The 22,431-nt window shown below is 55.5% G+C and carries 30 protein-coding genes and 1 tRNA gene; 4 read left to right on the top strand and 27 right to left on the bottom strand.

Annotated features, from left to right (window positions below; genetic code table 11):
* Positions 1-5: 5 nt before the first annotated feature.
* Positions 6-512, bottom strand: coding sequence for a G/U mismatch-specific DNA glycosylase (gene mug, locus HV340_RS19445; protein ID WP_025202984.1), 507 nt, complete (start codon positions 510-512; stop codon positions 6-8).
* A 124-nt stretch (positions 513-636) separates the two neighbouring features.
* Here mug and HV340_RS19450 point away from each other — a divergent pair.
* Positions 637-712: transfer RNA gene (locus HV340_RS19450), tRNA-Ile, on the top strand.
* Between the two features lie 136 nt (positions 713-848).
* Here HV340_RS19450 and HV340_RS19455 read toward each other — a convergent pair.
* From HV340_RS19455 to HV340_RS19495, 9 genes are all read right to left on the bottom strand, one after another.
* The gene (locus HV340_RS19455) at positions 849-1,067 is read right to left on the bottom strand and encodes a DNA-binding transcriptional regulator (RefSeq protein WP_015386379.1); all 219 of its coding nucleotides are present in this window, start codon (positions 1,065-1,067) and stop codon (positions 849-851) included.
* A 69-nt stretch (positions 1,068-1,136) separates the two neighbouring features.
* Positions 1,137-2,237, bottom strand: a complete 1,101-nt coding sequence (locus HV340_RS19460) for a phage late control D family protein (protein ID WP_181216179.1) — start codon at positions 2,235-2,237, stop codon at positions 1,137-1,139.
* Complete coding sequence (locus tag HV340_RS19465; protein ID WP_014884887.1) at positions 2,234-2,719, bottom strand: phage tail protein; 486 nt, start codon at positions 2,717-2,719, stop codon at positions 2,234-2,236. Before HV340_RS19465 ends, HV340_RS19460 begins: the two co-directional genes overlap by 4 nt.
* Positions 2,719-6,162, bottom strand: coding sequence for a phage tail tape measure protein (locus tag HV340_RS19470; protein ID WP_181216180.1), 3,444 nt, complete (start codon positions 6,160-6,162; stop codon positions 2,719-2,721). The genes HV340_RS19465 and HV340_RS19470 overlap by 1 nt, the downstream gene beginning before the upstream one ends.
* Entirely contained in the window at positions 6,155-6,274 is a 120-nt protein-coding gene (locus HV340_RS19475) for a GpE family phage tail protein (RefSeq protein WP_007848878.1), read from the bottom strand. Before HV340_RS19475 ends, HV340_RS19470 begins: the two co-directional genes overlap by 8 nt.
* Before the next feature lie 14 nt (positions 6,275-6,288).
* Complete coding sequence (locus tag HV340_RS19480; RefSeq protein WP_014884889.1) at positions 6,289-6,591, bottom strand: phage tail assembly protein; 303 nt, start codon at positions 6,589-6,591, stop codon at positions 6,289-6,291.
* Between the two features lie 54 nt (positions 6,592-6,645).
* Complete coding sequence (locus HV340_RS19485; protein ID WP_007848874.1) at positions 6,646-7,161, bottom strand: phage major tail tube protein; 516 nt, start codon at positions 7,159-7,161, stop codon at positions 6,646-6,648.
* A 9-nt stretch (positions 7,162-7,170) separates the two neighbouring features.
* The gene (locus HV340_RS19490) at positions 7,171-8,343 is read right to left on the bottom strand and encodes a phage tail sheath protein (RefSeq protein ID WP_181216181.1); all 1,173 of its coding nucleotides are present in this window, start codon (positions 8,341-8,343) and stop codon (positions 7,171-7,173) included.
* Positions 8,344-8,423: 80 nt separating this feature from the next.
* Positions 8,424-8,981 (bottom strand): recombinase family protein, encoded by a 558-nt coding sequence (locus HV340_RS19495; RefSeq protein ID WP_181216182.1) that lies wholly within the window; start codon positions 8,979-8,981, stop codon positions 8,424-8,426.
* 453 nt (positions 8,982-9,434) lie between these two features.
* Here HV340_RS19495 and HV340_RS19500 point away from each other — a divergent pair, with 453 nt between their 5' ends.
* Positions 9,435-9,620: a hypothetical protein gene (locus HV340_RS19500; protein WP_181216183.1), complete on the top strand. Its 186-nt coding sequence runs from the start codon at positions 9,435-9,437 to the stop codon at positions 9,618-9,620.
* Here the strand turns inward: HV340_RS19500 and HV340_RS19505 are convergent.
* The 17 genes from HV340_RS19505 to HV340_RS19580 form a co-directional block, all read right to left on the bottom strand.
* Complete coding sequence (locus HV340_RS19505) at positions 9,601-10,035, bottom strand: tail fiber assembly protein (RefSeq protein ID WP_181216184.1); 435 nt, start codon at positions 10,033-10,035, stop codon at positions 9,601-9,603. The two genes, HV340_RS19500 and HV340_RS19505, sit on opposite strands and share 20 nt — an antisense overlap.
* 2 nt (positions 10,036-10,037) lie before the next feature.
* Complete coding sequence (locus HV340_RS19510; RefSeq protein WP_249415709.1) at positions 10,038-11,444, bottom strand: phage tail protein; 1,407 nt, start codon at positions 11,442-11,444, stop codon at positions 10,038-10,040.
* Positions 11,441-12,046, bottom strand: coding sequence for a phage tail protein I (locus tag HV340_RS19515; RefSeq protein ID WP_047726006.1), 606 nt, complete (start codon positions 12,044-12,046; stop codon positions 11,441-11,443). Before HV340_RS19515 ends, HV340_RS19510 begins: the two co-directional genes overlap by 4 nt.
* The gene (locus HV340_RS19520) at positions 12,039-12,947 is read right to left on the bottom strand and encodes a baseplate assembly protein (protein WP_047726008.1); all 909 of its coding nucleotides are present in this window, start codon (positions 12,945-12,947) and stop codon (positions 12,039-12,041) included. The genes HV340_RS19515 and HV340_RS19520 overlap by 8 nt, the downstream gene beginning before the upstream one ends.
* Positions 12,934-13,293 carry a GPW/gp25 family protein gene (locus tag HV340_RS19525; RefSeq protein WP_032665788.1) on the bottom strand — a complete coding sequence of 120 codons (360 nt, stop codon included), beginning with the start codon at positions 13,291-13,293 and terminating at the stop codon, positions 12,934-12,936. Before HV340_RS19525 ends, HV340_RS19520 begins: the two co-directional genes overlap by 14 nt.
* Positions 13,290-13,868, bottom strand: coding sequence for a phage baseplate assembly protein V (locus HV340_RS19530; protein ID WP_014884896.1), 579 nt, complete (start codon positions 13,866-13,868; stop codon positions 13,290-13,292). Before HV340_RS19530 ends, HV340_RS19525 begins: the two co-directional genes overlap by 4 nt.
* 68 nt (positions 13,869-13,936) lie before the next feature.
* On the bottom strand, positions 13,937-14,383 hold the full coding sequence (locus HV340_RS19535; protein ID WP_181216185.1) for a phage virion morphogenesis protein: 447 nt from the start codon (positions 14,381-14,383) through the stop codon (positions 13,937-13,939).
* The gene (locus HV340_RS19540) at positions 14,376-14,807 is read right to left on the bottom strand and encodes a phage tail protein (RefSeq protein ID WP_181216186.1); all 432 of its coding nucleotides are present in this window, start codon (positions 14,805-14,807) and stop codon (positions 14,376-14,378) included. The genes HV340_RS19535 and HV340_RS19540 overlap by 8 nt, the downstream gene beginning before the upstream one ends.
* The gene (lysC, locus tag HV340_RS24360) at positions 14,770-15,018 is read right to left on the bottom strand and encodes an Rz1-like lysis system protein LysC (protein ID WP_226866662.1); all 249 of its coding nucleotides are present in this window, start codon (positions 15,016-15,018) and stop codon (positions 14,770-14,772) included. Before lysC ends, HV340_RS19540 begins: the two co-directional genes overlap by 38 nt.
* A complete protein-coding gene (gene lysB, locus HV340_RS24540) occupies positions 14,903-15,331 on the bottom strand; it encodes an Rz-like lysis system protein LysB (protein WP_047726018.1) in 429 nt (142 codons plus the stop codon). The genes lysC and lysB overlap by 116 nt, the downstream gene beginning before the upstream one ends.
* Positions 15,328-15,843 (bottom strand): lysozyme, encoded by a 516-nt coding sequence (locus tag HV340_RS19550; RefSeq protein WP_004206870.1) that lies wholly within the window; start codon positions 15,841-15,843, stop codon positions 15,328-15,330. Before HV340_RS19550 ends, lysB begins: the two co-directional genes overlap by 4 nt.
* Entirely contained in the window at positions 15,824-16,039 is a 216-nt protein-coding gene (locus HV340_RS19555) for a hypothetical protein (RefSeq protein ID WP_014884902.1), read from the bottom strand. Before HV340_RS19555 ends, HV340_RS19550 begins: the two co-directional genes overlap by 20 nt.
* Positions 16,040-16,042: 3 nt before the next feature.
* A complete protein-coding gene (locus HV340_RS19560; protein WP_000868184.1) occupies positions 16,043-16,246 on the bottom strand; it encodes a tail protein X in 204 nt (67 codons plus the stop codon).
* Positions 16,246-16,713 carry a head completion/stabilization protein gene (locus tag HV340_RS19565; protein ID WP_014884903.1) on the bottom strand — a complete coding sequence of 156 codons (468 nt, stop codon included), beginning with the start codon at positions 16,711-16,713 and terminating at the stop codon, positions 16,246-16,248. Before HV340_RS19565 ends, HV340_RS19560 begins: the two co-directional genes overlap by 1 nt.
* A 98-nt stretch (positions 16,714-16,811) precedes the next feature.
* Positions 16,812-17,465 carry a phage terminase small subunit gene (gpM, locus tag HV340_RS19570; protein ID WP_006777754.1) on the bottom strand — a complete coding sequence of 218 codons (654 nt, stop codon included), beginning with the start codon at positions 17,463-17,465 and terminating at the stop codon, positions 16,812-16,814.
* Positions 17,466-17,468: 3 nt separating this feature from the next.
* Positions 17,469-18,617 carry a phage major capsid protein, P2 family gene (locus HV340_RS19575; protein ID WP_181216187.1) on the bottom strand — a complete coding sequence of 383 codons (1,149 nt, stop codon included), beginning with the start codon at positions 18,615-18,617 and terminating at the stop codon, positions 17,469-17,471.
* 15 nt (positions 18,618-18,632) lie between these two features.
* Positions 18,633-19,460: a GPO family capsid scaffolding protein gene (locus HV340_RS19580; RefSeq protein WP_053444897.1), complete on the bottom strand. Its 828-nt coding sequence runs from the start codon at positions 19,458-19,460 to the stop codon at positions 18,633-18,635.
* Positions 19,461-19,609: 149 nt separating this feature from the next.
* Here HV340_RS19580 and HV340_RS19585 point away from each other — a divergent pair, with 149 nt between their 5' ends.
* A complete protein-coding gene (locus HV340_RS19585) occupies positions 19,610-21,373 on the top strand; it encodes a terminase ATPase subunit family protein (protein WP_175418807.1) in 1,764 nt (587 codons plus the stop codon).
* Positions 21,373-22,422 (top strand): phage portal protein, encoded by a 1,050-nt coding sequence (locus HV340_RS19590; protein WP_181216188.1) that lies wholly within the window; start codon positions 21,373-21,375, stop codon positions 22,420-22,422. Before HV340_RS19585 ends, HV340_RS19590 begins: the two co-directional genes overlap by 1 nt.
* The last annotated feature ends 9 nt before the right edge of the window (positions 22,423-22,431 follow it).

A 22,431-nucleotide genomic window follows, 5' to 3' on the forward strand; every position in this document is an offset into this window, starting at 1 on the left:
CCGCCCTACAGCCCACGCACAACCAGGGCCTCATCCAGTTCCCGATACGCCTCCACCAGCTTATCCAGCGTTGCCCTGTTAAGCCCGCTCGGGTTCGGCAGCACCCACACCTGCGTGACGCCAATGGTGATGGCCTGTTTGCCCCACTGCGCACCGCGCTGACTGAACGCCTGTTCGTAAGCCTGCTTGCCCAGGATGGCCAGCGCTGCCGGCTGATAATCTTCAATCTTCTTAATCAGCTCCCGCCCACCGCTGCGCAGTTCATGCAGGTTCACCTCACTCGCCTGTACCGTGGGCCGCTCGACCAGCATGGTAATCCCGCAGCGCGTATCCAGCAGGTGCTGCTCCTCTTCAGGCTTCAGTAGCCTGTCGGTAAACCCGGCCTGGTAGATAACCTTCCAGAAGCGATTCCCCGGATGGGCAAAGTGAAAACCGGTGTGCGCCGAGGACTTCCCCGGGTTAATCCCGCAAAACACCACCCGCAAGCCCGGGGCCAGAATATCGTTGATCATCTCTACTCCCATTGATACATCCTTATGGAAGTATAAAGGATTGATTATGCATTGTTTATAAAAACAGCAGGCAGGTGTGAATGGCTGGATTGCTGAAGGGAGTTCCTCTATAATTCACCGCCACGGCCCCTTAGCTCAGTGGTTAGAGCAGGCGACTCATAATCGCTTGGTCGCTGGTTCAAGTCCAGCAGGGGCCACCAAATTTTAGCTTTAGAATCATATGATTAAGCCACTCACATGAGTGGCTTTTTTGTTTATAGTTTCATCATTGGCAGCAAAATGGCAGCAGGAAATAAGCTGCCACCAATAAAAAACCCGCCGAAGCGGGTTAGTTTGTCAAAAATTCATGTGTCCCTGACCACTGTTTAGAGGGTGCGGAGGCACATGATCGACCTGTCCGGGAGTTACGATAAAGCGCACTACGGTTTCATGAGTAACAAAAGTGGTTCCACAGTTTATGTTTTGGCACTGGCAATAACGCTCTTTCGTATTATCTGATACACGAAAGCTACTGCGAGTATGTGCCGCGTGTCCGCATTTCGGACAATTCATCATATCCGTTTCTCCCCAAGTCATTACCCGCAATCCCATAATGATACACGAACATCCATTTTGTGAACATTATCATTCCATTTCTAAATCATCTATCTTTACCTCAAGCTCCAGAGTCGTAGTGAAACCATTATCTGCATTGACACTATGCGTCAGCGTGGTAATGGTCCATTCGGCATCATCAATGGGCTGTTTAAAGCCGCTCACCTTCACCGGCATTTCGGTATACAGATCAGCCCTTCCCTCTGCGAGCTGCAGGGAGAATGTTGCAACCCCGCGCTGCAGGCGCTCCCACTGCATCTTTGCCGCTCGCTCTGCATTACTGCGGTTTGCATAAGTTCTGTTGAGTACCAGCACGTTTTCATCCGTCCCAACCAGGTAATCTCCCTGTTTTGCTTCCGGCTCCTTTGCCGCAGTGGTTTTCTTTCGACGGCGCTTAACCTTTGCTGTCTCTTTTTTCTTTGGCTCACGGGTATGGAGCCAGCTGGCAATTACCCCCGTATAGGCATCGCGATCAGCCAGGGTAAAACGATGACCGTCACCAGCCTGGCGGGTGATGGTGATAACCGGCAGCGGCTTACCGCTTGCCGTTCTGCCCTGCCCCTGGCGGATAAACAACAGATTGCCGTCCTTAACTGAGGCTATCGCCCCATACTGCCGCGCCAGCTTCATCAAAAAGCTGGCGTCGCTTTCATTAGTCTGGTCAAGATGATCGACAGGCTTGTCCAACAGGTCCTTTCCCAGCGCCATCTTTAATTTATGCCTGCCCGCGATTTCCTTCACAACTTCGCCCACCGTTGTCTGGTGCCAGGACTTTTCACGCCGCGTATTCAGGGTTTCACGGAAATCTGCACTACGCGCGCGGATTGTGAGACGATCAGGCGCGCCGCTGTGCTCAATCTCATCGACAGTAAACGCCCCTTTCGGAAAAAGCGGCTGACCTTTCCACCCCAGCGCAAACTGAATAATGGCCCCCCGACGCGGCAGAACGATTAGCCCGTCCGAGTCGTCCAGTTCCAGATCAAGCTGGTCCGCTTCAAAGCCCCGGTTATCCGTCAGCGTCAGACTCATCAGGCGCGCATCCAGCACGGTAGTCACATCTTTACCTTCAATGATGATACTGAAACCGGGAGTTTTGCTGTTCAGGTTCAGGAGATCAGAGCTGAAATTCACTGCAGTAACCCTCCAACCGTATTTTTCATATTGCCTATCGCAGAGGTGGCAGATTCCTGCAAATTACTGAGCTGGTCGCTGAGGCTGCCGAACATATCAGACAGCGACTCATCCACCCGTTTCAGGCTCAGCGAAAATTCGATGCGCCGGGGCATACCGCTCTCAAAAAATTCTGTTTTTGTCTGGCTCAGACTCTCGATCACAAACATGCCGTAAATCGTCCCGCTCCCCTCAATCAGAGGCCAGGCTTTTCCCAGCTCCGCCATCTGCTCCAGCGCCAGCAAAGACAACCTGCCGCCGGTAATCTCCGGCAGCAGGACACCGGACAGAGTAAGCGTATCGTTATCCGGTCCAAGAAACTGCGTTGACGGGCGCCGGTTAACCCGGCTGTTGGCTGCGTGCCGCCAGCTGCGCTGATACTGCAGCTCCTGATAGGGCACTGTTCGCAGCATGAATACGTACAACCCCAGCACCATCATCATTATTCGTAACCCCCTCGATCACTGAAATTACTGCGTGTTTTTGCCCTGGCCCTGCGCTCACGCTCATCAAGCTGCCGGGCCACCTCGCGGGCGATATCCTGCGCGCTTTGCCCTGGCTGCGCGACAATATGAATTGGCGCGCTTATCTCGTACTTAATTACCTGCGGCTGTCTCTCTTCCTTCGGCGACGGCGCCGGTTGCGTCCTGACAGGCACACTGTACGGATGAAGTGGTGCGGCTTCTGCCGGGGCAGCCGCCAGGCCCATTACGCCAGCGACCACGGAAGCGAACACCTTCTGGCGCATAGCCATCGGGTCAGCCCTGTTATCCGTGATTTCCATAATGGCCGGTGCTGGCATGACGGCAGCAGCGATATCAGCCAGCTCCGCAGCACGATCCCGACCAGGAAGTTTTACCGGGGCGTTAACAATCTCAGGAGGCAGTATTAACCTGCTTTCAGGCCGTTGCTCCGGGCTGGCTGTTACATCACGAACGGGGCTTACTGTTGCCGCCAGTTTCACCAGTTCAGTAGTGCGATTGATTACCGGAATATTTGCCGGACCGTTCACACTATCAGGCGGCAGAACTATCCCGCGTTCAGGACGTTGTTTAGCGCTGACCGGTTCCGTCCGGGAAGGATTGAGCGTTGCCGCTACCCTCGCCAGATCAGCAGTCCGTTTCCTGCCGGTGACATTGGCGGGCCCGTTTACGATCTCTGGGCCATTCTCACCCACGATGCCGAACTGGCCGCGCGGAATGGTACCGCCGCTGTCGTACATGCCAGCAAAACCCATCGGCGGGAATCCGCCAGGCGGCAGCACCACTTTACCGTCTGTGTTTACCGTGGCTGGTTGCTGCCGCGTGACCTGCTCAGGAAGCTTCGCTTTGGCCGCTTCCTTGCTGACAATGCCAAGTTTTTCAAGCAGCCAGGACACGCCCGATTTAAGCGAATCCAGCGGGTGCATGACCATGTTCAGCCCTGCCGCCAGCGCCTCCCCAAACTGCCGCCCCATCGACGCCGCGCTTTGCAGCTCTGCAGAGGTGGATTTAACCGGCGTCAGCAGATCAGTAAACCAGCCCCACAATGCCTGGACCTTGTCACCTATCCACTGGAAAACAGGCTGCAGTGGCTCAAACGCCGCACTGATAGGCGCAGCTGCAGCTTTGAATCCTTCAACCACTCCGCCTAAAAATGCGCTTATCGGCTGCCAGTATTTCCAGACAACCAGCGCCACGCCAGCCAGCGCCGCCACAACGAGCCCTATCGGACTAAGCAGGGCGCCCAGCAATCCAGAAATCCCGTACAGCGCAACGCGAAGGAGGGCCAGCGGGCCGGACGCCAGAAAACGCAGCACGCCACCCGCTGCGGATAATCCCCCGCGCAACGCGGCCAGCGGATTCATTACCATGCCGATAATGTTGCGAATACCAGACATTCCGCCGCGAAGGACAGCAAGCGGCGCACCGGCCAGCGCTTTCAGCGCATTGCCAGCCAGCCCGGCAGAACGGCGCAGGGAGTTAAGGGGAGACGCCAGCAATCCGGCGCTGCTGCCGGATGCAGCCAGGCCACGGCGCAACAGGGAAAGCGGCGCATTTGCCAGCCAGGACAGCGCGCCGCCGGTGCGGGTCACTGCAGACATAACGGAGGGGAGTGTTTTTACACCCAGCACGGACAGGCCAAAACGGATCACCGCCAGCGGCCCCAGCACGGCAGCCACGGCCACCGCCAGCGTGCCGAGCACAACGGTGATCGCAGCTGTGGCTGCAGCCACTTTCATCAGCGTGCCCGCCAGCTGCGGGTTAGCCTCAACCCATCGACGCAGTGCCCCGGTAACGCTTTTGACGTACCCCATGATATCCATCAGCGGCTGGCGCAGGGTTTCACCCAGGCTACTGAAAGCGTTCTGCGCGCCCGTTTTAACAAGCAACCACTGCGCGGAAAGTGAATCCTTATTGATATCGGATTCTTTCTGCATGGAGCCGTTAGCCTCAGTGCCTGAGGTGAGTTTCAGCTGTCGCTGCAGCTCCGGCAGGTTGTTTGCAAGCTTCGCCGCATCGTCGCCAAACTCCTTACCAAATATCATCGTCATGGCGGACAGGCGTTTATCCTGCGGCAGCTTGTTGACCTTCTCCAGCACGCGCTGAATGGTCCCCATTGCGTCCTTTGTCATCTGCTTTTCAATCTCTTCTGGATTGAGTTTCAGCAGATCCATACCTTCCATGAACCGCTTGCTCTGCATGGTCGCAATCGACAGTTCGCGCACCATCGCATTTGATGCGCTGGCGGCAATTTCAGGCGCGGCACCCAGAGACAGGAAGGTGGAACCCAGCGCGGCCGCCTTGCGGAAATCAAGCCGGTCGGCCCCCCCCCCCATGCGCTGCAGCACATTGATGATATCGCCGCCCTTAGACATGGCGTTATCGTCCAGGTAGTTCAGGGCATCGCCCAGCTGTTCAATATTACGGGTCGGCACTTTATACAGCTGCGCGATTTTCCCCAGCCCCTCCGCCAGCTCATCAGCGGGCAGCTCGAATGCCGTTGCGGCCTTTGCTGCAGTGGATGCAAAGGCCAGCAGGTCACGCTTCTGGTCTTCGTAAGAATCGTTCTGGTTTGTCACGCCCATGCGGGCGCCACCTTCAACCAGCGCGGCATAGTCGATGGCGCCATTCTCCATCGGCAGCTGTTCACTGGCGGCCTTGATGGCATCCTGCATGTCGTAAAACTGTTTTGTTCGGTTGCCGTTGTCGTCCCGCAGCCCGTTAACCTGCTTTGCCACGCCTTTCATCGCATCTTCCATGCTGGCATAGCTTTTAACGGCAGCCATAACCGGCGCGCCCAGCGCCAGCCCGGCGGCAGTAGTCGTTGCTCCGGCGCCCGCGATACGATCCCGCACCTCAAGGCGCCGCGAATACTGATCGCGGATGGCGTTCATTCGAGCCTGCTGCTCGCCCAGGCGTTTAAGGGATTTCTGCTGTCGGTCCAGCGCCTGCCGGGTTTCATCGGCATTCTGCCGAAGCTCACGCTGCGCACTGCTCAGCTTTTTTGTGTCCAGCCCGGCCTCATTGAGCGCAAGACGCTGACGCTGCACCGACTGACGCAGGCCGTTGTATTTGCTCTGCAGCTCGTTAACGCGGTTTTTTGCCTGCTCAAGCAGACGAGCCTGCGCCGCCGTCGGGCGGTTAGTAGCAGAGAACTGCGTGGCAAACTTCGCCGCTTCTTCGCGTGCGGCTTTAAGACTGTTGCCGGTGATGGCCAACTGCTTGCTTGCCTTGCGGAAACCGTCAATACGGCCCGCCTGGGCGTCCAGTTCTTTTAATCTTGCGCGGCTTTGCTGAATGGCGGTAGCCAGCTCTTTAGAGCTGGCCTGCGCTGATCGGAATGGGCGGGTGAGCTTATCAACCGCATTTAGAATTACCTGCAAACGCAGGTTAGTGTCACTCATCGCTGGCCCCGCTTCTCTGAATCGCTTTATGCCGCCACTCCAGCACTTCGGTCAGCGGCATAACGTCAGTGACGGACGGCGGCCAGTGAAAAATGGTGGCGATATCAGCCACCAGGTCTTCTACCGTCAGGCTGTCGGCAAACCGGCAAGCACCGATTTCTTCAACAAAAAAGTGACCACCTCAACCGACAGCGCGGTGAGATCGGCTGGGTCCATTTCAGCCATTTCCTGAGCGGTCAGCGCGGGCGTGGAGATGCGGGGAATAATCGTCATCATCGCGCCGACGTCCATATCCATGATCGCTTGCAGACGGGTGCCACGCAGCGCGCCGGACTGCGGCTTACGCAGCACAATTTCGGCAATTTCGGTTTTACCGCGTTTGATTGGGGTGTCCAGCTGTACGGTTTTTTCAGTCTGTTGTTCGCTCATTGTCATTTCCTGTTAATAAGGTACTGGCGCGGCTGCCCGCGCCTTTAAAGTAGATCAGAGGCCCAGGGCGTTGCGGTGTTCTTCCATCAGGTCCACGCCATCAACGATTTCAATCATGTTGATCACATCAACCTCATAGAGCACCTCGCCGTTAATAGTCAGCTTCGCGTAGCTGTTGGTGCTGCTGACTTTTGTGGTGTTGCTCTCGCCGGTTTTCCATTCGCCGGAATCGACTTCTTTATGTCGCCCGCGCACAACCAGCTCAACGGCCTGCACTTCGCCGGTATCGTCACGCTGAATGGAGCCGGTGAAACGCAGCTGGATACCGTCAACAGTGGCTTTACCCATCTGTTTGAATAACAGCAGTTCAGTGCCACCAATTGAAAATTCCGTGTCCAGCGCGCCATCATCCAGCCCCAGATCAACATCAGCCGAACCGGGCATACCGCCGCCGCGATACTTTTCAAACTTGCGGCCGAATTTAGGCAGGGTCAGGGACTCAACGATCCCCTGATAGTTATTCCCGTCGTTAAACAGGTTCAGGTGTTTTAACTTGCGTGGTAAAGCCATATTGTCCCCTTACGCGCTGACCTGGCTGGAGAAATCCAGCAGATACTGATCGGTGATGCGCTGGCGCAGCATCAGGTTTTCCAGAGGCGGTACCGGCGTATAGTCGTAATCGATAGTGAGCTTCCCGGCTTTCAGGGAATCTTTATCGTTTACGGACTCATCCAGCCAGCAGTCGGCGCCGATGATGTAGCCCTGCGTTTTCAGGTTGCGCAGTTTGGCGCGAATACCTTCGATAATGTCGCGGGCCAGCGACGGGTTAAGCACGCCATCCACCGCCCACATGTGCGCTTCTGCGATGGTGTCAGCCAGTACCTGAGCGGTGCGGGTGTAGTTTTCAAAGGCAAACAGAGGATCGTCACCGAGGCAGCGGGAACCCCAGAAGCGGAAACCGTCTTTGCGGATCAGCGTGGTGACATCATTCTGGTTCAGCAGCCCCGCATCGGTTGCCGGGTCCTGCAAATCCCAGAACACATCAGCAGAAATGCCGGTGACGCCGTTCACGCCTACGTTGGACAGGGATTTGTGCCAGCCGGTCTGTTCGTCAATTTTGGCACGCAGGCCAAGCGCACGGGCTGAGGCGTAAGCCGTTGCGTCAGCGTTCAGCACGGTGTCAAAACTGATGAAATCAGGCCAGATCAGCATCCCCTCGCGCTGGCTGAAATTAGCGCGGTAGGCAATGGCCTCCTCTACCGTTTTGCAGCCGTAGGCTGACAGATAGGCGAAGCCGCGCAGACTCTGCGCCACGCTCAGCAGCTCAGTGGCAACCGCCTGCGTGTCATGCCCCGGCACGCCAAGAATGCGCGGCTTAACGCCGAGCTGGGACTGCGCAGATAACAGCGCTTTCATGCCCGTTTTTTTACCGTCAGTTGTCACGCCGCCGATAATGTTGGAAGTTGTTTCCGCTTCGGTTTCACCCTGTGCAACGCGCACAACAACGGTCACGGGTTTAGCCTGGTCGGCAATTGCATCCAGCGAGCGAGCCAGCGTGCCGGACTCGCCTGCTTTACCGCTGGCGGTCAGCACGTCGGTGAGCAGGACCGGCTTATTGAGGGGGAACACGGACGCATCTGCATCATCGCCAGTACAGACCATACCGACAATTGCCGTGCTTACTGTTGAAATGGGGCGGGTGCCATCGTTGACCTCAACGACGCGCACACCGTGGTGATAATCCTGAGCCATACGGCGAACCCTCCGGTGTTTAGGTTTCGCCCTATGGTGAAGTGAATCAACTTTGTAGACAGCTTTGCTGCATTGTCCTGTTATCCATACAATGCCGCAGGAAATTTTCGGTACAGTGTAGATATACCAACATCAAAAATTAGTGCAACGCGCTTCCTGCTTTCCCCTGCCTCAAGCAGTCGCCCGACCTGCGCCCATTGCTGCTCTGTCAGTTTTGGCCGCCTGCCACCGATACGTCCTTGCTGTCTGGCCGCTGCCAGTCCGGCACGGGTTCGCTCTACGATCAGCTCTCGCTCCATTTCTGCCAAGGCACCCATAACATGGAAAAAGAAACGCCCCATCGGAGTTGATGTATCAATGCTATCTGTCAGGCTGCGGAAATTTACTCCCCTCCCTCGCAGGTCTTCGATCAGAGTAACAAGATGCCGCATACTCCTGCCCAACCTGTCCAGCTTCCAGACTACCAGCGTGTCCCCTTCGGAGAGCGTGCGCAGGACCTTCTTAAGCCCCGGACGATCAGAGGTTTTACCGCTTATTTTATCCTCAAATATCAGCTCACATCCTGCGCACTCCAGCGCATTTCGTTGTAACGCTGTGTTTTGGTCATTTGTTGACACCCTTACGTAACCTATTTGCATGATTTTTCGCCCATAAAAAAGTGGTGATTGATGCCACCATTTTATCGAGCATGGTCATTTCTGACTGTACTGCAGAGAATGGCCACCACGGACAATCATGACCGTGGTGGATAAAAAACCTTGGTTTAGGAGGAGCTAAATTCGTAACGAGTCGAGGCCGGAACGCAAACGGTGTGTGGGTGATATGGTCTGATGGTGCCATTGAGATGATGGGATATGGCGTAACCATAGATAATGGCTTAGCCACAGTTAATTACCCGATAGAGTTACCTGACTTGACACGTTATATCAGCATCGCTGAACGCCTCTCCGGGGATTCTGGGTCTGCGGTCAATTCTACCCATACATCTATGATCATTGACTCATTAACAACAAAAGCTGGCTTCAAAGCCCGTTGCACAATGTCCGCAACGGGTAATCCATCAAGTAATGGTTTCTCCTGGAGAGTTTATTATGCGCCTGTTTAATCCGAGAACGCTGACCGAAGTTATTCCAGGCTTTCATGACATCACAGATGCAATTGAATTGCCGGATGATAACTGGTTTTTCAAAACAACTGAGATACCGGAAGGAAAAATGCTCGCCGCCAATGAGAAAGGCGAGCCTGTTTTGATTGATGTTACAGTGATGGAGGAATAGCCCAGTTAATATCAGGTGCAGTGCTGGTATCGACTACCTCCAGCGCATCGAGATAATCAAGCCATACATTGTATTGAGCCAGTTCATCATCTCTCAGGCGTCCAATCGCCGCTTTTCCGGGCCATTGCTTACTGTTTATGTAGTCATTGGCCTGTTCAATACGTGATTGTTTTTCCGCCTCAGCTGCGGACACAAGCTCATCATGCGTTGGTGGCGGAATATCTCCCCAGGCTGGCTGGTTATCTTCACCGCAGATCCTGACTTTACCTTCCGGGGCTGCACCTGTGAAAATTGAAAAAATCTCGTCTGTTACATTTAGACCATCGTCAGGCCAGCTGTGAGTCTCTTTATATGTCTCCTCAAGATCTGCATCATAAAAAAGATTCAGGGAAGGACTGTAGATATAATTGCTCATAATTAATACCCAAAAACTAAATAAGTAGACGACTGTAGGCGTGTTGGTACATGTGGATATGGTGCGTTGGACACGTCACGAAAAATAGCAGTAAACCCTGACACAGACCTCGTGCTGAAAGAAACACTAAATCCTCCATTTTCAGTATCTAAAGGCCCAAAAGCCCCACCTATAATCGCGGAAGGAAAAACAATGGGAAAAGTCGCGCTACCTGTAGTGCCAGATCCACTATTCGATACCGACCCCCATTGGAGGATGAATGTTCTTTCTGTCGCGCCATTAAGAAAAGGGATTTTCAGATACCCGCTACCGGACAAAAGCCCCGTGATACCGTTCCGACTGGCGGCATTTCCTAAACCAAGGTATTCGATAATCCCATCAGCTGTTTTTCCAGACAACGTTGTCAGCGTGCTATCAAGAGGCTGTTTGCCTGCCAGCGCATTTGTCATGGTAGTTGCAAAGTTAGGATCGTTTCCTAACGCCGCCGCCAGCTCGTTCAGGGTATCAAGCGCCGCAGGTGATGAGCCAACAAGCGCAGCCACAGCTGATTTTACGAAAGCAGTAGTGGCTATTTGCGTATTGTTGACAGTCTGCGCAGCCGTGGGGGCTGTCGGCGTTCCGGTCAGGGCCGGGCTTGCCAGTGGGGCTTTGAGTGCAAGCGCGTTATTAATGGTGGTGCTGAAATTAGGATCGTTGTTGATAGCCGCAGCAATTTCTTTCAGCGTGTCCAGCGTAGCCGGGGCACCATTCACCAGGGCGATCAGAGCCGCCTGCACAAACGCAGTTGTGGCAAGCTGAGTGGTATTGTTACCTGCAGCTGCAGTCGGTGCTTTTGGGGTGCCGGTAAACGTAGGGCTGGCTTTTGGAGCATATTGCGTATGTGGATCAGCTGCTGCAAGATGCGCCGCCATCAGCTCATCTACATACACCTTTAGTTCCAGCACCTTGTCATCCACATATTTTCGGGTAGCCAGCACTACGGACGGATCAATTTTCAGCGTAATGTTATCGGTGCTGCTGGTAATCAGTACCATGCGCACTGTCTGCGTGCGGCCGCTTCCCTCTGCCAGCTGCGGCTTATAGCTCTCCGGGCAGTTCCCCACGGCGATCAGCGCGCCCGTTTCATCAAACAGCCCAACCTCACGAATCCACCAACCGCCCTCCGTTTCAGGAATCACCTGCTCAGCAATAATCTGGCTACTGTTCTGCGGATCGATGTAAAGCATGTTCAGGTCAGCGCGCCGCTTTTCGGAAACCAGCTTCGTCTGTTGTGCGCTGGGAGTTGGAAGCACGCCGCCGCCATCCCCCACCGCCATCTGGGTAATTTTCAGCGGCACACCGAGCGCGGCAGCGCTTGCCAGTTTCGCCGCGCCAATATCCGTCAGCAGGGTATAAAATTTTGCGCTCATGGGTTCACTCTCATTGTGTCGATAACATGGACGGCGCCGCCCTCGTAAGCAGTGCCACCGGAAATGATGGTTTCGTTGATATACGGGTAAATCGTGATTTCTTCGCCAGTGTAAGTGGCAGCTCCCACAAAATATGGCCCGCTCGTCTGCAGGTTTATGGACATGCCGATCAGATGCCGACTGCAGGGTTTGGCGTCACCAATCAGGCGCTCCAGCTCCAGATAGGTTTCCTCTGTTATGCCCTGGTCCTGCACTCCGATATCCAGGCGAAACGTGCCCGGCGCCTCGCCGGTCTGCCACCATTCAATGATGCGGATCAGAAAGCCGAACGGCTCCACCACACGCCGCACCGCGCTGGTTGTGCCTTTGTGCTGATGGATATAGAACGCATCCTGCACCACGCGGCGCTTCACGCCCTCCGCCCATCCTTCGTCCCAGCGATCAACCGAAAAGGCCCACGCCAGATACGGCAGAAACTTGACCGGGCATGTTGCCGGGTTCCATAAATCCCGCAGCGGCACCTGCAGATCGGAAATTCCGCTGCAGGTCTGCGCCAGGCGGCGCTCAAGCGGCGATGAACCAGGAGGAAGCAGACTATTCATCCGTTCCCCCGTTGGTTACGCTCCATTCCGTACATGAAGCGGCTTGTGTCTTATCCAGCACCACATCAGCGAGCGGCGAGGCCAGTTCAACACGCTGCACACCTTCAACATGCAGCGCGGCATAAATAGCACTGCGGCGAATATCGCGCCCCAGCCTCGTCTGGCTGGCGATATATTTCTGCAGGCTGGCTTTTGCCGCCTCCATCACCGGCTCAGCTTCTGGCCCCGGGTAAAGAAAGATCGTCGCATCCACGCTGTACGGAATGATTTCAGCGCTGCGCACCGTCAGACGGTCAGCAACCGGCCGCACGTTCTCACTGTTAAGCGCCTGTTCAACCACAGCCAGCAGATCCGCCGCAGCCGTTCCGTCGCCCTCACGGCTCAGCACGGTAAGCACCACCTCCGCCGGGGCCGGGCTAGTTGCGCTGGCGTCAGCCACTCGCCCGTCAGCGCTTTTAGCGTGAAACTCATAAGCTCCCGTTGGGCCTGCAACTGACAGCCCTTCAAAAGCTGCAGGAACACGCTGTCGCAGAGCCTCATCACTTTCCATCACGGCAGCAACCGGCGGTACCGCGTCGTTATCTGCAGGTATAACCGTCAGACGTTTTACGTTGCAGTTACCGGCCAACTGATCGAGATCACTCCCCATGGAATAAGCCACCATGACCGCCTGCGCCGCCTCGTTAATGCGCTGACGCAGGAGGATTTCACGATACGCATTTTCCTGCAGGAGCTTGGTCACGGGTTCAGACTCCAGCTCAAGCGTGCGCCTTACCGCGTCCTGCTCGTCTGCCGGATAAAGGGCTACAAACGCGGCTTTCCGTTCGTTTAGCAGCGTTTCAAACTCCGGCACATCCACTATCTGCGGGGCGGGCAGCTGGGAAAGGTCAATGACTGCCATTGTCTGCTCCTGTTGATACCGAAAGTGAAACCGGCGCGCCGTTATCACGCTGCCCGGTAAGCTCAACCACCATCGAACCATCAAAACTGCTGTTTATGGTGATGGAATCCAGGGTAAGCCGTGGCTCCCAGCGACTCAGAGCCACATAGACCGCAGACATAACCTGCAGGCGCAGCGCCGGGTTCTGCGGCTGGTCTATCAGTTCAGACAGAAGCGAGCCGTATTCCCGCCGGGCAATGCGGCTCCCCTGCGGGGTCAGCAGAATATCCCGGACCGACTGGCGCAGGTGGTCCGTGTCGGTAATGGCCCTGCCGTTGCCCTGACTCATGCCGATATACAGCGTCATACCGGACCTCCCGATGTATCACCGCCGGACTTAACGCCGGTATGACCGTGTTTATCGACTACGATCCCGTTAGAACTCATGGCGCCGCCGCCCTGGGTGACGCCGCCATTGATCACCACTTCGCTGTTTATGCGCGTGTTGCTTGCTTCCACCACAAATTCCCCCGTTTTCAGGGTTATGTTATCTGCAGCCTCGATCACCATGGATTTGATGCCCCGCACATGCCAGCGGCCGGTCGCGGGTTCATATTCAAACCAGCCACCGTCCGGGTATTCCGTTACGCAGCCGTCCACTGAGTCCGACGGCGGCGCGAACTGGTTGGAATAGATCGCAGGTAAGGCAAAAGCGGTTTCCAGATTGCCGCCCATACTCAGCACCACCACCTGCTCATCCGGCGACGGGCACCACCATGTACGGGCACCACCTGCGCGCAATGTCAGCCAGTTAATCCAGTTGGTTTCAAGCTCGCCCACTTTCACCCGGCACAGCCAGTTTTCCCGGTCCACTTCGGTTACGGTGCCGGTGCGGATCAGGTTGGTGATAAGGCGCATGATTTCGGTTAGTTGTGCGTTCATAACGAAAGGTTGCCATCAGAGGGAAAAGGGAGGCAGCGTTGGGTTTTGTGCCGTCCGTGGCACAAATTTCACTCCGACAGCCAGCGCAACAGCGTGTCACGGGTGATGGTTTCCACCTCATCATTCACGCCCAAAAGACGGCGTGCCGGGTACCGGGCCTCCGGGCCGTTGCGTCTGACTCGATCACGCAGACCATAATGGTGAACACGGGCGATGCGCTGGACTTTCCCTTCAAACTGCACGCTGGCAGAGTCCGCAGTGGCTGCGGTTTTCAGGTATTTAGTGGTGCGCAATTTGGCGAACATCTGGCGCTTGATGCGCCCCTTTTTACTTCTGGCCGTCACCCGGCGAGGCTCAAAGGTGGTGCCGTCTGGATTGCGCTGCAGCCTGATATTTTGCTGTTGCGACCGGCGCAGCTCCTGCGCCAGCTGTCGCATCATACGGTTGCGGGCTGCCGGTTCCAGATTCGCCAGCAGGGCCGCCAGCCAGTCATCTACCATCTGCAGGTCATCCACGTTTCACCGTCCACATTTCGTCGGGTACGTCGGGTTCCGGCACCGCTTCAACGCTCGATACGATGCCGTCTGTGCTGACAATCACGCGCTCCGTGAGCTGCAGATTGAGGCTGATATCACACAGATCATTGCTCAGGATATCGACGTCAAAGGTAAAAAGTTTTTCGCGCAGCTCCGGGTTGTTGATAGCGTCCGGTTGATTGGTCATTAACCAGAGCAATACGGGCGCCATCACTAAATTCTGGTTGCCGCTAAAATCTTCAATCACCACGTTCAGGGTGTAGCGGTATTCCCATGACATTGAACGGGCGCCGGTTGCAACCAGCGAACCGTTATCAACAAAAAGGTGCAGTTTGTCCGGGTTGTCACGGACATACGCCACCGATTTATTCAGGGCGTTGCGTAAGGACTGCGGCTTGTTCACTGTCTTGCTCCTGACACGCTATGATCGTGTCCACTTTGTCGGCACATACCGCCCAGGCGGCCTCAGTCTCATCCAGCACCTGGTTCAAATCCCCATTACTGCGCGGCGCTGACCTGTCCAGGCGGCACTGCGTCACTTTTGGACAACCACTCACGGTAAGCTGCACCTCCGGCGAGGGCCGGGCGGTCCCGCAGCCGGATAATGTCAGCAGGCAAAGGAGTGTCAGCCCAGCGGCGTAAATCCTCGTTTTCACGTTTTAGCTCCTCGATCCGGCGCTGGCGGCTCCGCAACAGCGCGGAAGTCTCCTCCGCTGCAGCATAAAGTTGCATCTGCGCCCGGCTGTTGGTTTCAGTAAGAATGGACAGGCTGATGAGCTGGCTGTTTTTCTTCGCCAGCTCCTGCTTGTTATTTTTAAGCGCCTCAGCCTGCGTCCCGATGGTGTGACCGGCATTGTTAAGCCGCCATGACTGCCAGCCCAGCAATGCCAGCACCAGAGCCAGGATCACCGCCAGCGCGCGCGTCATGCCCCTGCCCCTTTAAGACACCAAGCAAGCTCACGGGCGCGCCTGTTTTCCAGCCCTTTACTCCTTTGACCATTTACATAAATCCAGCGGGGGAGCTGGTTGCACGCCTGCCACCATTGCTGGCGATTGATGTAAGAAACCATTGTTGACCGGCAGATTGCTCCCGTTCCGACATTAAAGCCGATACTGATCAGGGCATCGTAAACATGCTGAGGTGGCTTAACCTGCAGGCAGGCTTCAATCCTTTTTTCCGTCAGCAACACGTTATTAATCAGCCCCTGCGCGGCCTGTCGCTCCGTTATGGTTTTGCCCGGCACTACCCCGGACGTATTGCCGATCCCGTCAGTCCAGACCCCGGCGCTGCACTGGTACGGCTGCAGGCGGCACCCTTCGAAATCAGCAATCAGTTTCAGCCCCTCGACGGAAGTATGAAGCGACTGAAAGCCCGGCAGCGTGGCGGCAATCGCCAGCACCGCGCCAACTAGGCAACGCTTAACGATTGAAGGACTCATATTCCCCCCTGGATATTCTGCCGTCCCGCAGCAGCTGGTAGGCTTTCCAGCGTAAATAACAGGTCACCGCTGCAGTAATAATCCCCAGCGCAAGACCGGTAATGGTCGATACATCTTTAAGAGACAAATCGCCGAGCCATGCCAGAAGCAGGGCAACGCAGTAAGTGATAAAGGCGCTGATTCGTTCAAGCGTCATAGTTCAGTCCCATAACTGGACAGTCTGCGCAGTGGTTGACGCCGTGATATCCGGCAGCTCCACCTGCAGCCCGTGCGGTAAAAAGGGGCCATATTCAGCCAGCCCCGGATTCGCCTGCAGCACCTGCTCAGTGACTCCCTGCGTGCGCCCGTAATGGCGCCAGCAGAGTGCGTCCACCGTGTCATACTGATGCGCACGCACTTTCATCAAATCAGCTCCACCGTCATATGCGGCATATCGCGCAGGCGGGACTCCGCCCAGCGCACATCGCGCCACAGCTCGCCTAAGGTTGTTTCGATATCTTCGGCTTTCTTGCTTCCGTCGCCGGTTGCGTCAAAATCGCGATAGCGCTCAACCAGGTTTGCTTTTGCCCAGCAAAACACCGCACGGCGATACAGCATGAGCCGCTGGCTTTCGCCGTCGATCACATCAGCAGGGACGTCGGCCAGGCTCGCATACCCCTGCGCCCGTTGTTTCTCGCGGAACTCATAAAGATCGGCGTTAACTTCAGCAATCGCTGTCAGCAATGCCAGACGCAGGCGCGGATCAGTGACACTTCCATCCATGCGCATATCACGGCGGAACTCTGAAACCCTGACATCAGGCCAGAAACTGGTGTTTTTAATAACGTCTTGGGTACTTTCCCCGGCCTGTTCCGGCGAAACGAATTGCATATTTCTGGCACTCCCAAATAGTTGGGCGGTGGACGGGGTTTTGACGCGGCATAAAGCCTGTCGCCACCCCGTGCCGCCCCGCGCGTTGGCACGATTCGTTAAGCCGACATTGCCTGTCGCAATCGGCTTTCAAGCTTGTTGATTTCGGTTTTGACGCCAGAACTGTTATCCAGCTGCAGGGCACGCTTCAGATGGTTAAGTGCCGCCACTGCCTGATCGTTATCCCGCAGCGCGTAGCCCATCGCCTTATGAAGTCTGGCGCGGGACTGATCCGGCATATCCTGACCTTCAACGATATCGAGCACCTGGGTAAGAATGGCGGCACTGAATGATTCACCGGCAGAAAAAGCGCGCATTGCCGCGTCGGCAAACTCTTCCGCAACAGCGGTCCCGCAGGTACGGTTGAATCGCTGCGGCAGGACCCAGCCGTGTTTAATGGCATGGCGGGCAATGTCCAGCGCGCCGGTATAGTCTCCGGCATCAATCCGCCAGATCATGACGTACATCGCCACGTCGTCCTGGCCTGACGCGTCAGCATCCAGTAAACCGGCAATCCATGAGGCATAAGCGGGAAGAAACTCACGTTTGAGCTGAGCCTTGCGCTCATTTGACTGGACGGTTTTAAGGCGCCTGCGGTGTTCTGTCAGCTGTAACAGCATCTGGTTGTAGCCCGTCAGGCTGGCATTACTGCCGCCCTGCCGGGCGGCATCCTGTGCCTGTACATACTGAGTGTGAGCACGGAACGGATTCATTTATCACGCCCCGTCGCCAGTGCCGCCCGCATTCTGAGCATCAAGCGCGCCCTGCACTGCTGCAGCAACGATGGTCTGAATATTTTCAGCAGTAAGCGCCGCGCCCGGATTGCCGTCTGCCTGCTCTGGTAACAACTCGATGTTCTCAACCAAGCAAGCGCCGTCGTAATCTTCAACAACATACGCCTCGTTAACGGATTCGTAGTTCTCCACGCGGTCACGCTTCGGATTGTCGATAACTGAACGACGACGAGTACCGGCCTGCCAGTAAATAGACAGGTTATCCAGACGGGTGATCAGCATGGCATTCGCCGGGAAGAAAGGCGCGCGAACGGCCGGGAGGTTGCCGATACGCTTCTGGCTGATGATGAGATCTGCCGCCAGCGCTTCGCTGTTTGGCTGGTCACGGTTGACGATCGGGAAATATTTATCCGCAAGTAACTGGCGCCCGACGATAACAACCAGCTCTGTGTCTTCCTGATACCACGGCGCAATTTTCTCATTCACGGCGCCCATAACCAGCGCGTCCAGATTCAGGAAATCGCCGCCTTTGCCGACACGGATAGTCTGAGAAATCACCTCGCCTTCGGACACGATTTTGTCCATAACCTGAACGGGCTTCTCCTGGCGGATTTTTTCCAGCCAGCCGATATTCACATCCTGCAGCAGCGGATAGGTCTTGCGGTCTGACGTTTTCTCACGCTTCACACCGTTGAAGCCGATCATGATGCGGTCAAGTGCCTGGCGGGTAATGATGGCGTCACGGATGCGCGTCTGAAAGTCCTGGAATTTAGCCCATAAATCCAGCTTCGCATAAGGCAACGCCGTATCAGAGTTGGTCTGGGTACACTTGTACCCTTCACCGTCGATGTAAGTCGGATCAACGGGTTCACGGTCTTTCTGGGTGGTATCAGTATTTCCGGCAATACTGGAACCAATACCCAGCCCCAGGCGCTCGCCGGACTGCTCATCAACCGGGACAATGCTGATTTTCTGCAGGAACGAGGAAGACTCCTGGATTTTGGTTTCCAGCGTCTGCGCCACTGACGGCTCAGCCGTATATTTCGAGGCGATATCGCTCACAGATACGCCGTTGAGTTTGGCGAGCTGCGTCAGATAGCCGTTAAATTTAAAGCGAGTCTCTTTTTTCATTGTACTTTTGCTCCGTCAGCAATCGGTGGTTTGTTCTGCGCCGTTATTACCGGTCGCATTAGGGCGGCGCTCGCTGCGGCTGTCCTGGGTGGAAAGCTGCTCACGCAGGGTGGAGAGTGCGCTGGTTGTCTCATCAACAACCTTTTGCAAATCGCTCAGCTTGTTGCTGAAATCGGTTTGATGGGTGCTGACCTGCTCCGCCAGCGTCTGATGCTCACGCGCGATGGTTTCAACAGCCTGATTCACATCAGCAAAGCGGGCGTTATCATCGGCGCTTTTGCGGGACAGCAGCTCTTTTACGCGGGTAAACAGGCTGGTTTTTTCCGGCACGTCCTCAAACTCGATCAGTGTTTCAACAGCAGCGGTAAACAGGTTGTCTTTATCCAGCTTGCGGCGCGCCAGGGGGTTATGTTCTGCGCTGGCGCTGAACTGCAGCATTTCAGTGCCGAGGCTTGCCGGATCGTCAGTAATCGCCAGGCCAACCAGATAAGCGGAGCCGGTATCGGCAAAACTGGTGTTAACTTCCATTGAGGTGAAAAGCTTCTGCCAGTTGCTTGTCATCGTGACCAGATCGTCAGTCGGGGCAATCCAGCCATACAGCGCCATTTTCCCGGACAATGCCCCTTCGGTGATTTCTTCCGCTTCCAGCTTTTCCACCATGCCAAAACGACGGAAAGGCCCATCAGGGGTGAAGCCCTTGATGTGTTCCATATTGATCAACGCGGTGTATACCTGCGGGTTATAGCTCGCTGCCATCTGGGTGAGCCATTCACGCTCAATAACGCGCCCGTCAGTGGTGGCCCCTTCGACCCCAATGCGAAAACGCTTAGATTTTTTTGCCATCGGTCCGGCTCCGGTTAGTTAGTTCGTAACACGTTCAGAGCCTTATGTTTGCGGTGATGGGCGCGTGTAAACAACGCGTTGGGCTTGTGCGAACTCCCACACAATGCGAAGCCGGGGAAAGTGCTGATTTGAGGCCGTATGTTTGTGCCATGACAACACTGACCCCCGCAGACCTCGATCCCCGTCGTCAGGCAATGCTGATGTACTTTCAGGGATACCGCGTAGCCCGCATTGCTGAAATGCTGGGCGAAAAAGTTGCAACCGTTCACAGCTGGAAAAAACGCGATAAGTGGGGCGAATATGGCCCACTGGATCAGATGCAGCTCACCACCGCCGCACGTTACTGCCAGCTCGTCATGAAGGAGCAGAAGGAAGGAAAGGACTTTAAAGAAATTGACCTGCTGGCGCGTCAGTCCGAACGACAGGCCAGAATCGGCAAATTTAACAATGGCGGGAATGAAGCAGACCTGAATCCGAACGTGGCGAACCGCAATAAAGGTCCGCGCAAGCCGCCGGAAAAAAACCTGTTTACCGACGAGCAGATCGAAAAGCTGGAAGAGATTTTCCGCGCCGGTATGTTCGAGTACCAGCGCCACTGGTGGGACGCTGGCATCAAGCACCGTATTCGCAACCTCTTAAAGTCACGCCAGATCGGTGCAACCTACTATTTCGCCCGTGAAGCGTTGATAGACGCGCTCACCACGGGGCGAAATCAAATCTTTCTGTCAGCGAGTAAAGCGCAGGCGCACGTATTTAAACAGTACATCATCGACTTCGCAAAAGAGGTGGACGTTGAACTGAAAGGCGATCCGATGGTGCTGCCTAACGGTGCCTGTCTTTACTTCCTCGGTACAAATGCCCGTACCGCGCAGAGCTATCACGGCAATCTGTATCTTGATGAGTATTTCTGGATACCGAAATTCCAGGAGCTACGCAAGGTGGCCTCCGGTATGGCGCTGCACAAAAAATGGCGCCAGACCTATTTCTCAACACCTTCCAGCCTGACGCACAGCGCCTACCCGTTCTGGTCTGGTGCCCTGTTCAATAAAGGGCGCCCGAAAGCCGACAGGGTAGAATTTGACCTTTCTCACAGTAGCCTGGCGCACGGCGTTTTATGTCCTGACGGCCAGTACCGCCAGATAGTCACCATCGAAGATGCAGTAAACGGCGGGTGTAACCTTTTCGACCTGGACCAGCTGCGCCTGGAGTACAGCCCGGACGAATACAACAACCTGCTGATGTGTCAGTTTGTTGACGACCTGGCGTCCGTGTTCCCGCTGGCGTTGCTGCAGTCCTGCATGGTTGACAGCTGGGATGTGTGGGACGATTTCGAACCGCTTTTACCGCGTCCGTTTGCATACCACCCGGTCTGGATCGGCTATGACCCGGCAAAAGGAACGCAGAACGGTGACAGCGCCGGTTGCGTTGTCATTGCGCCTCCCGTCGTCCCCGGCGGTAAATTCCGCATCCTTGAGCGTCACCAGTGGCGCGGGATGGACTTTCGCGCCCAGGCATCAGCGATTGAGGAAATCACCAGACGCTACAACGTGACCTACATCGGCATTGACTCGACTGGCGTTGGCGATGGCGTTTACAAAACGGTTAAGCAGTTCTTCCCTGCCGCGCGTGAGTTTGTCTACAACCCGACCGTTAAAAATGCCCTGGTGCTTAAAGCCTACGACATCATCAGCGGGCGCCGTCTGGAGTTTGACGCGGGGATGCTGGATATCGCGCAGTCCTTTATGTCCATTCGCCGCTCAACCACCGCCAGCGGCAACCGGCCAACCTACGAAGCAGCCCGCACAGAGGAAGCCAGCCACGCGGATTTAGCCTGGGCAACCATGCACGCACTTTATAACGAACCACTGGCAGGAGCTTCCGCCAGTACCAGCAACATCGTGGAGATTTTTTAATGGCTAACCGCAAAAACCGCAGCAAGGCACCGCGCGGCAAGACCGCCGCCGATACGGCCAACATGGTCAGTAATGCACATGCGGAGGCGTTTACGTTTGGCGATCCGATCCCCGTCATGGACCGCCGGGAGTTGTTTGATTACCTGGAATGCGTGCAGGTGGACCGCTGGTACGAACCACCGATCAGCATGGATGGCCTGGCGCGAACTTATCGCGCCGCCGTGCATCACTCCAGCGCCATTCAGGTAAAACGCAATATTCTTACCAGTACCTTCATCCCTCACCGCTGGCTGTCTAAACAAGCCTTTTCCCGGTTCGCCCAGGACTTTCTGGTATTCGGTAATGCCTACCTTGAAAAACGCATGAACCGGTTAGGCCAGATCATGGAGCTGCGCGCCTCGCTTGCCAAATATACCCGTCGTGGCATTGACCCGGACACCTACTGGTTTGCACAGTATGGCTACAACGCGCAGCCCTATCAGTTCGATGAGGGAAGCGTGTTTCACCTGATGGAACCCGACGTTAACCAGGAGCTTTACGGGATGCCGGAATACCTCTCCGCCATTCCCTCCGCCCTGCTGAATGAATCGGCCACGCTGTTTCGCCGTAAGTATTACCTCAACGGTAGCCATGCTGGTTTCATTATGTACATGAGCGACCCCGCCGCCGATCAGAAAGACGTGGACAACATACGCGAAGCACTTAAAAAATCGAAAGGGCCGGGCAACTTCCGCAACCTGTTTATGTACAGCCCGAACGGCAAGAAAGACGGCATTCAGATCATCCCACTGTCAGAAGTCGCCGCGAAAGATGAGTTTCTTAACATCAAAAACGTGAGCCGTGATGACATGCTGGCCGCTCACCGCGTGCCGCCGCAGCTGATGGGGATTATTCCAACGAATACGGGCGGTTTTGGTGATGTAGAAAAGGCAAGTAATGTTTTCGTTCGTAACGAATTGATACCACTTCAAGAGCGCATGAAAGAGATAAACGAATGGATTGGTGAAGAAACAATTAAATTCCAACGGTATGATTTAGACGGGAATTAACAGTTATAT

This window comes from Enterobacter sp. RHBSTW-00975 (assembly GCF_013615235.1).
In the GTDB taxonomy this organism is placed as follows: Bacteria; Pseudomonadota; Gammaproteobacteria; order Enterobacterales; family Enterobacteriaceae; genus Enterobacter; species Enterobacter ludwigii.

Coding starts and splice junctions, on each gene's coding strand:
- mug (WP_025202984.1), bottom strand. CDS start 512: ATGATCAACGATATTCTGGCCCCGGGCTTGCGGGTGGTGTTTTGCGGG.
- HV340_RS19455 (WP_015386379.1), bottom strand. CDS start 1,067: ATGATGAATTGTCCGAAATGCGGACACGCGGCACATACTCGCAGTAGC.
- HV340_RS19465 (WP_014884887.1), bottom strand. CDS start 2,719: ATGATGATGGTGCTGGGGTTGTACGTATTCATGCTGCGAACAGTGCCC.
- HV340_RS19470 (WP_181216180.1), bottom strand. CDS start 6,162: ATGAGTGACACTAACCTGCGTTTGCAGGTAATTCTAAATGCGGTTGAT.
- HV340_RS19480 (WP_014884889.1), bottom strand. CDS start 6,591: ATGAGCGAACAACAGACTGAAAAAACCGTACAGCTGGACACCCCAATC.
- HV340_RS19485 (WP_007848874.1), bottom strand. CDS start 7,161: ATGGCTTTACCACGCAAGTTAAAACACCTGAACCTGTTTAACGACGGG.
- HV340_RS19490 (WP_181216181.1), bottom strand. CDS start 8,343: ATGGCTCAGGATTATCACCACGGTGTGCGCGTCGTTGAGGTCAACGAT.
- HV340_RS19495 (WP_181216182.1), bottom strand. CDS start 8,981: ATGCAAATAGGTTACGTAAGGGTGTCAACAAATGACCAAAACACAGCG.
- HV340_RS19500 (WP_181216183.1), top strand. CDS start 9,435: ATGCGCCTGTTTAATCCGAGAACGCTGACCGAAGTTATTCCAGGCTTT.
- HV340_RS19505 (WP_181216184.1), bottom strand. CDS start 10,035: ATGAGCAATTATATCTACAGTCCTTCCCTGAATCTTTTTTATGATGCA.
- HV340_RS19510 (WP_249415709.1), bottom strand. CDS start 11,444: ATGAGCGCAAAATTTTATACCCTGCTGACGGATATTGGCGCGGCGAAA.
- HV340_RS19515 (WP_047726006.1), bottom strand. CDS start 12,046: ATGAATAGTCTGCTTCCTCCTGGTTCATCGCCGCTTGAGCGCCGCCTG.
- HV340_RS19520 (WP_047726008.1), bottom strand. CDS start 12,947: ATGGCAGTCATTGACCTTTCCCAGCTGCCCGCCCCGCAGATAGTGGAT.
- HV340_RS19525 (WP_032665788.1), bottom strand. CDS start 13,293: ATGACGCTGTATATCGGCATGAGTCAGGGCAACGGCAGGGCCATTACC.
- HV340_RS19530 (WP_014884896.1), bottom strand. CDS start 13,868: ATGAACGCACAACTAACCGAAATCATGCGCCTTATCACCAACCTGATC.
- lysB (WP_047726018.1), bottom strand. CDS start 15,331: ATGACGCGCGCGCTGGCGGTGATCCTGGCTCTGGTGCTGGCATTGCTG.
- HV340_RS19550 (WP_004206870.1), bottom strand. CDS start 15,843: ATGAGTCCTTCAATCGTTAAGCGTTGCCTAGTTGGCGCGGTGCTGGCG.
- HV340_RS19555 (WP_014884902.1), bottom strand. CDS start 16,039: ATGACGCTTGAACGAATCAGCGCCTTTATCACTTACTGCGTTGCCCTG.
- HV340_RS19560 (WP_000868184.1), bottom strand. CDS start 16,246: ATGAAAGTGCGTGCGCATCAGTATGACACGGTGGACGCACTCTGCTGG.
- HV340_RS19565 (WP_014884903.1), bottom strand. CDS start 16,713: ATGCAATTCGTTTCGCCGGAACAGGCCGGGGAAAGTACCCAAGACGTT.
- gpM (WP_006777754.1), bottom strand. CDS start 17,465: ATGAATCCGTTCCGTGCTCACACTCAGTATGTACAGGCACAGGATGCC.
- HV340_RS19575 (WP_181216187.1), bottom strand. CDS start 18,617: ATGAAAAAAGAGACTCGCTTTAAATTTAACGGCTATCTGACGCAGCTC.
- HV340_RS19580 (WP_053444897.1), bottom strand. CDS start 19,460: ATGGCAAAAAAATCTAAGCGTTTTCGCATTGGGGTCGAAGGGGCCACC.
- HV340_RS19585 (WP_175418807.1), top strand. CDS start 19,610: ATGACAACACTGACCCCCGCAGACCTCGATCCCCGTCGTCAGGCAATG.
- HV340_RS19590 (WP_181216188.1), top strand. CDS start 21,373: ATGGCTAACCGCAAAAACCGCAGCAAGGCACCGCGCGGCAAGACCGCC.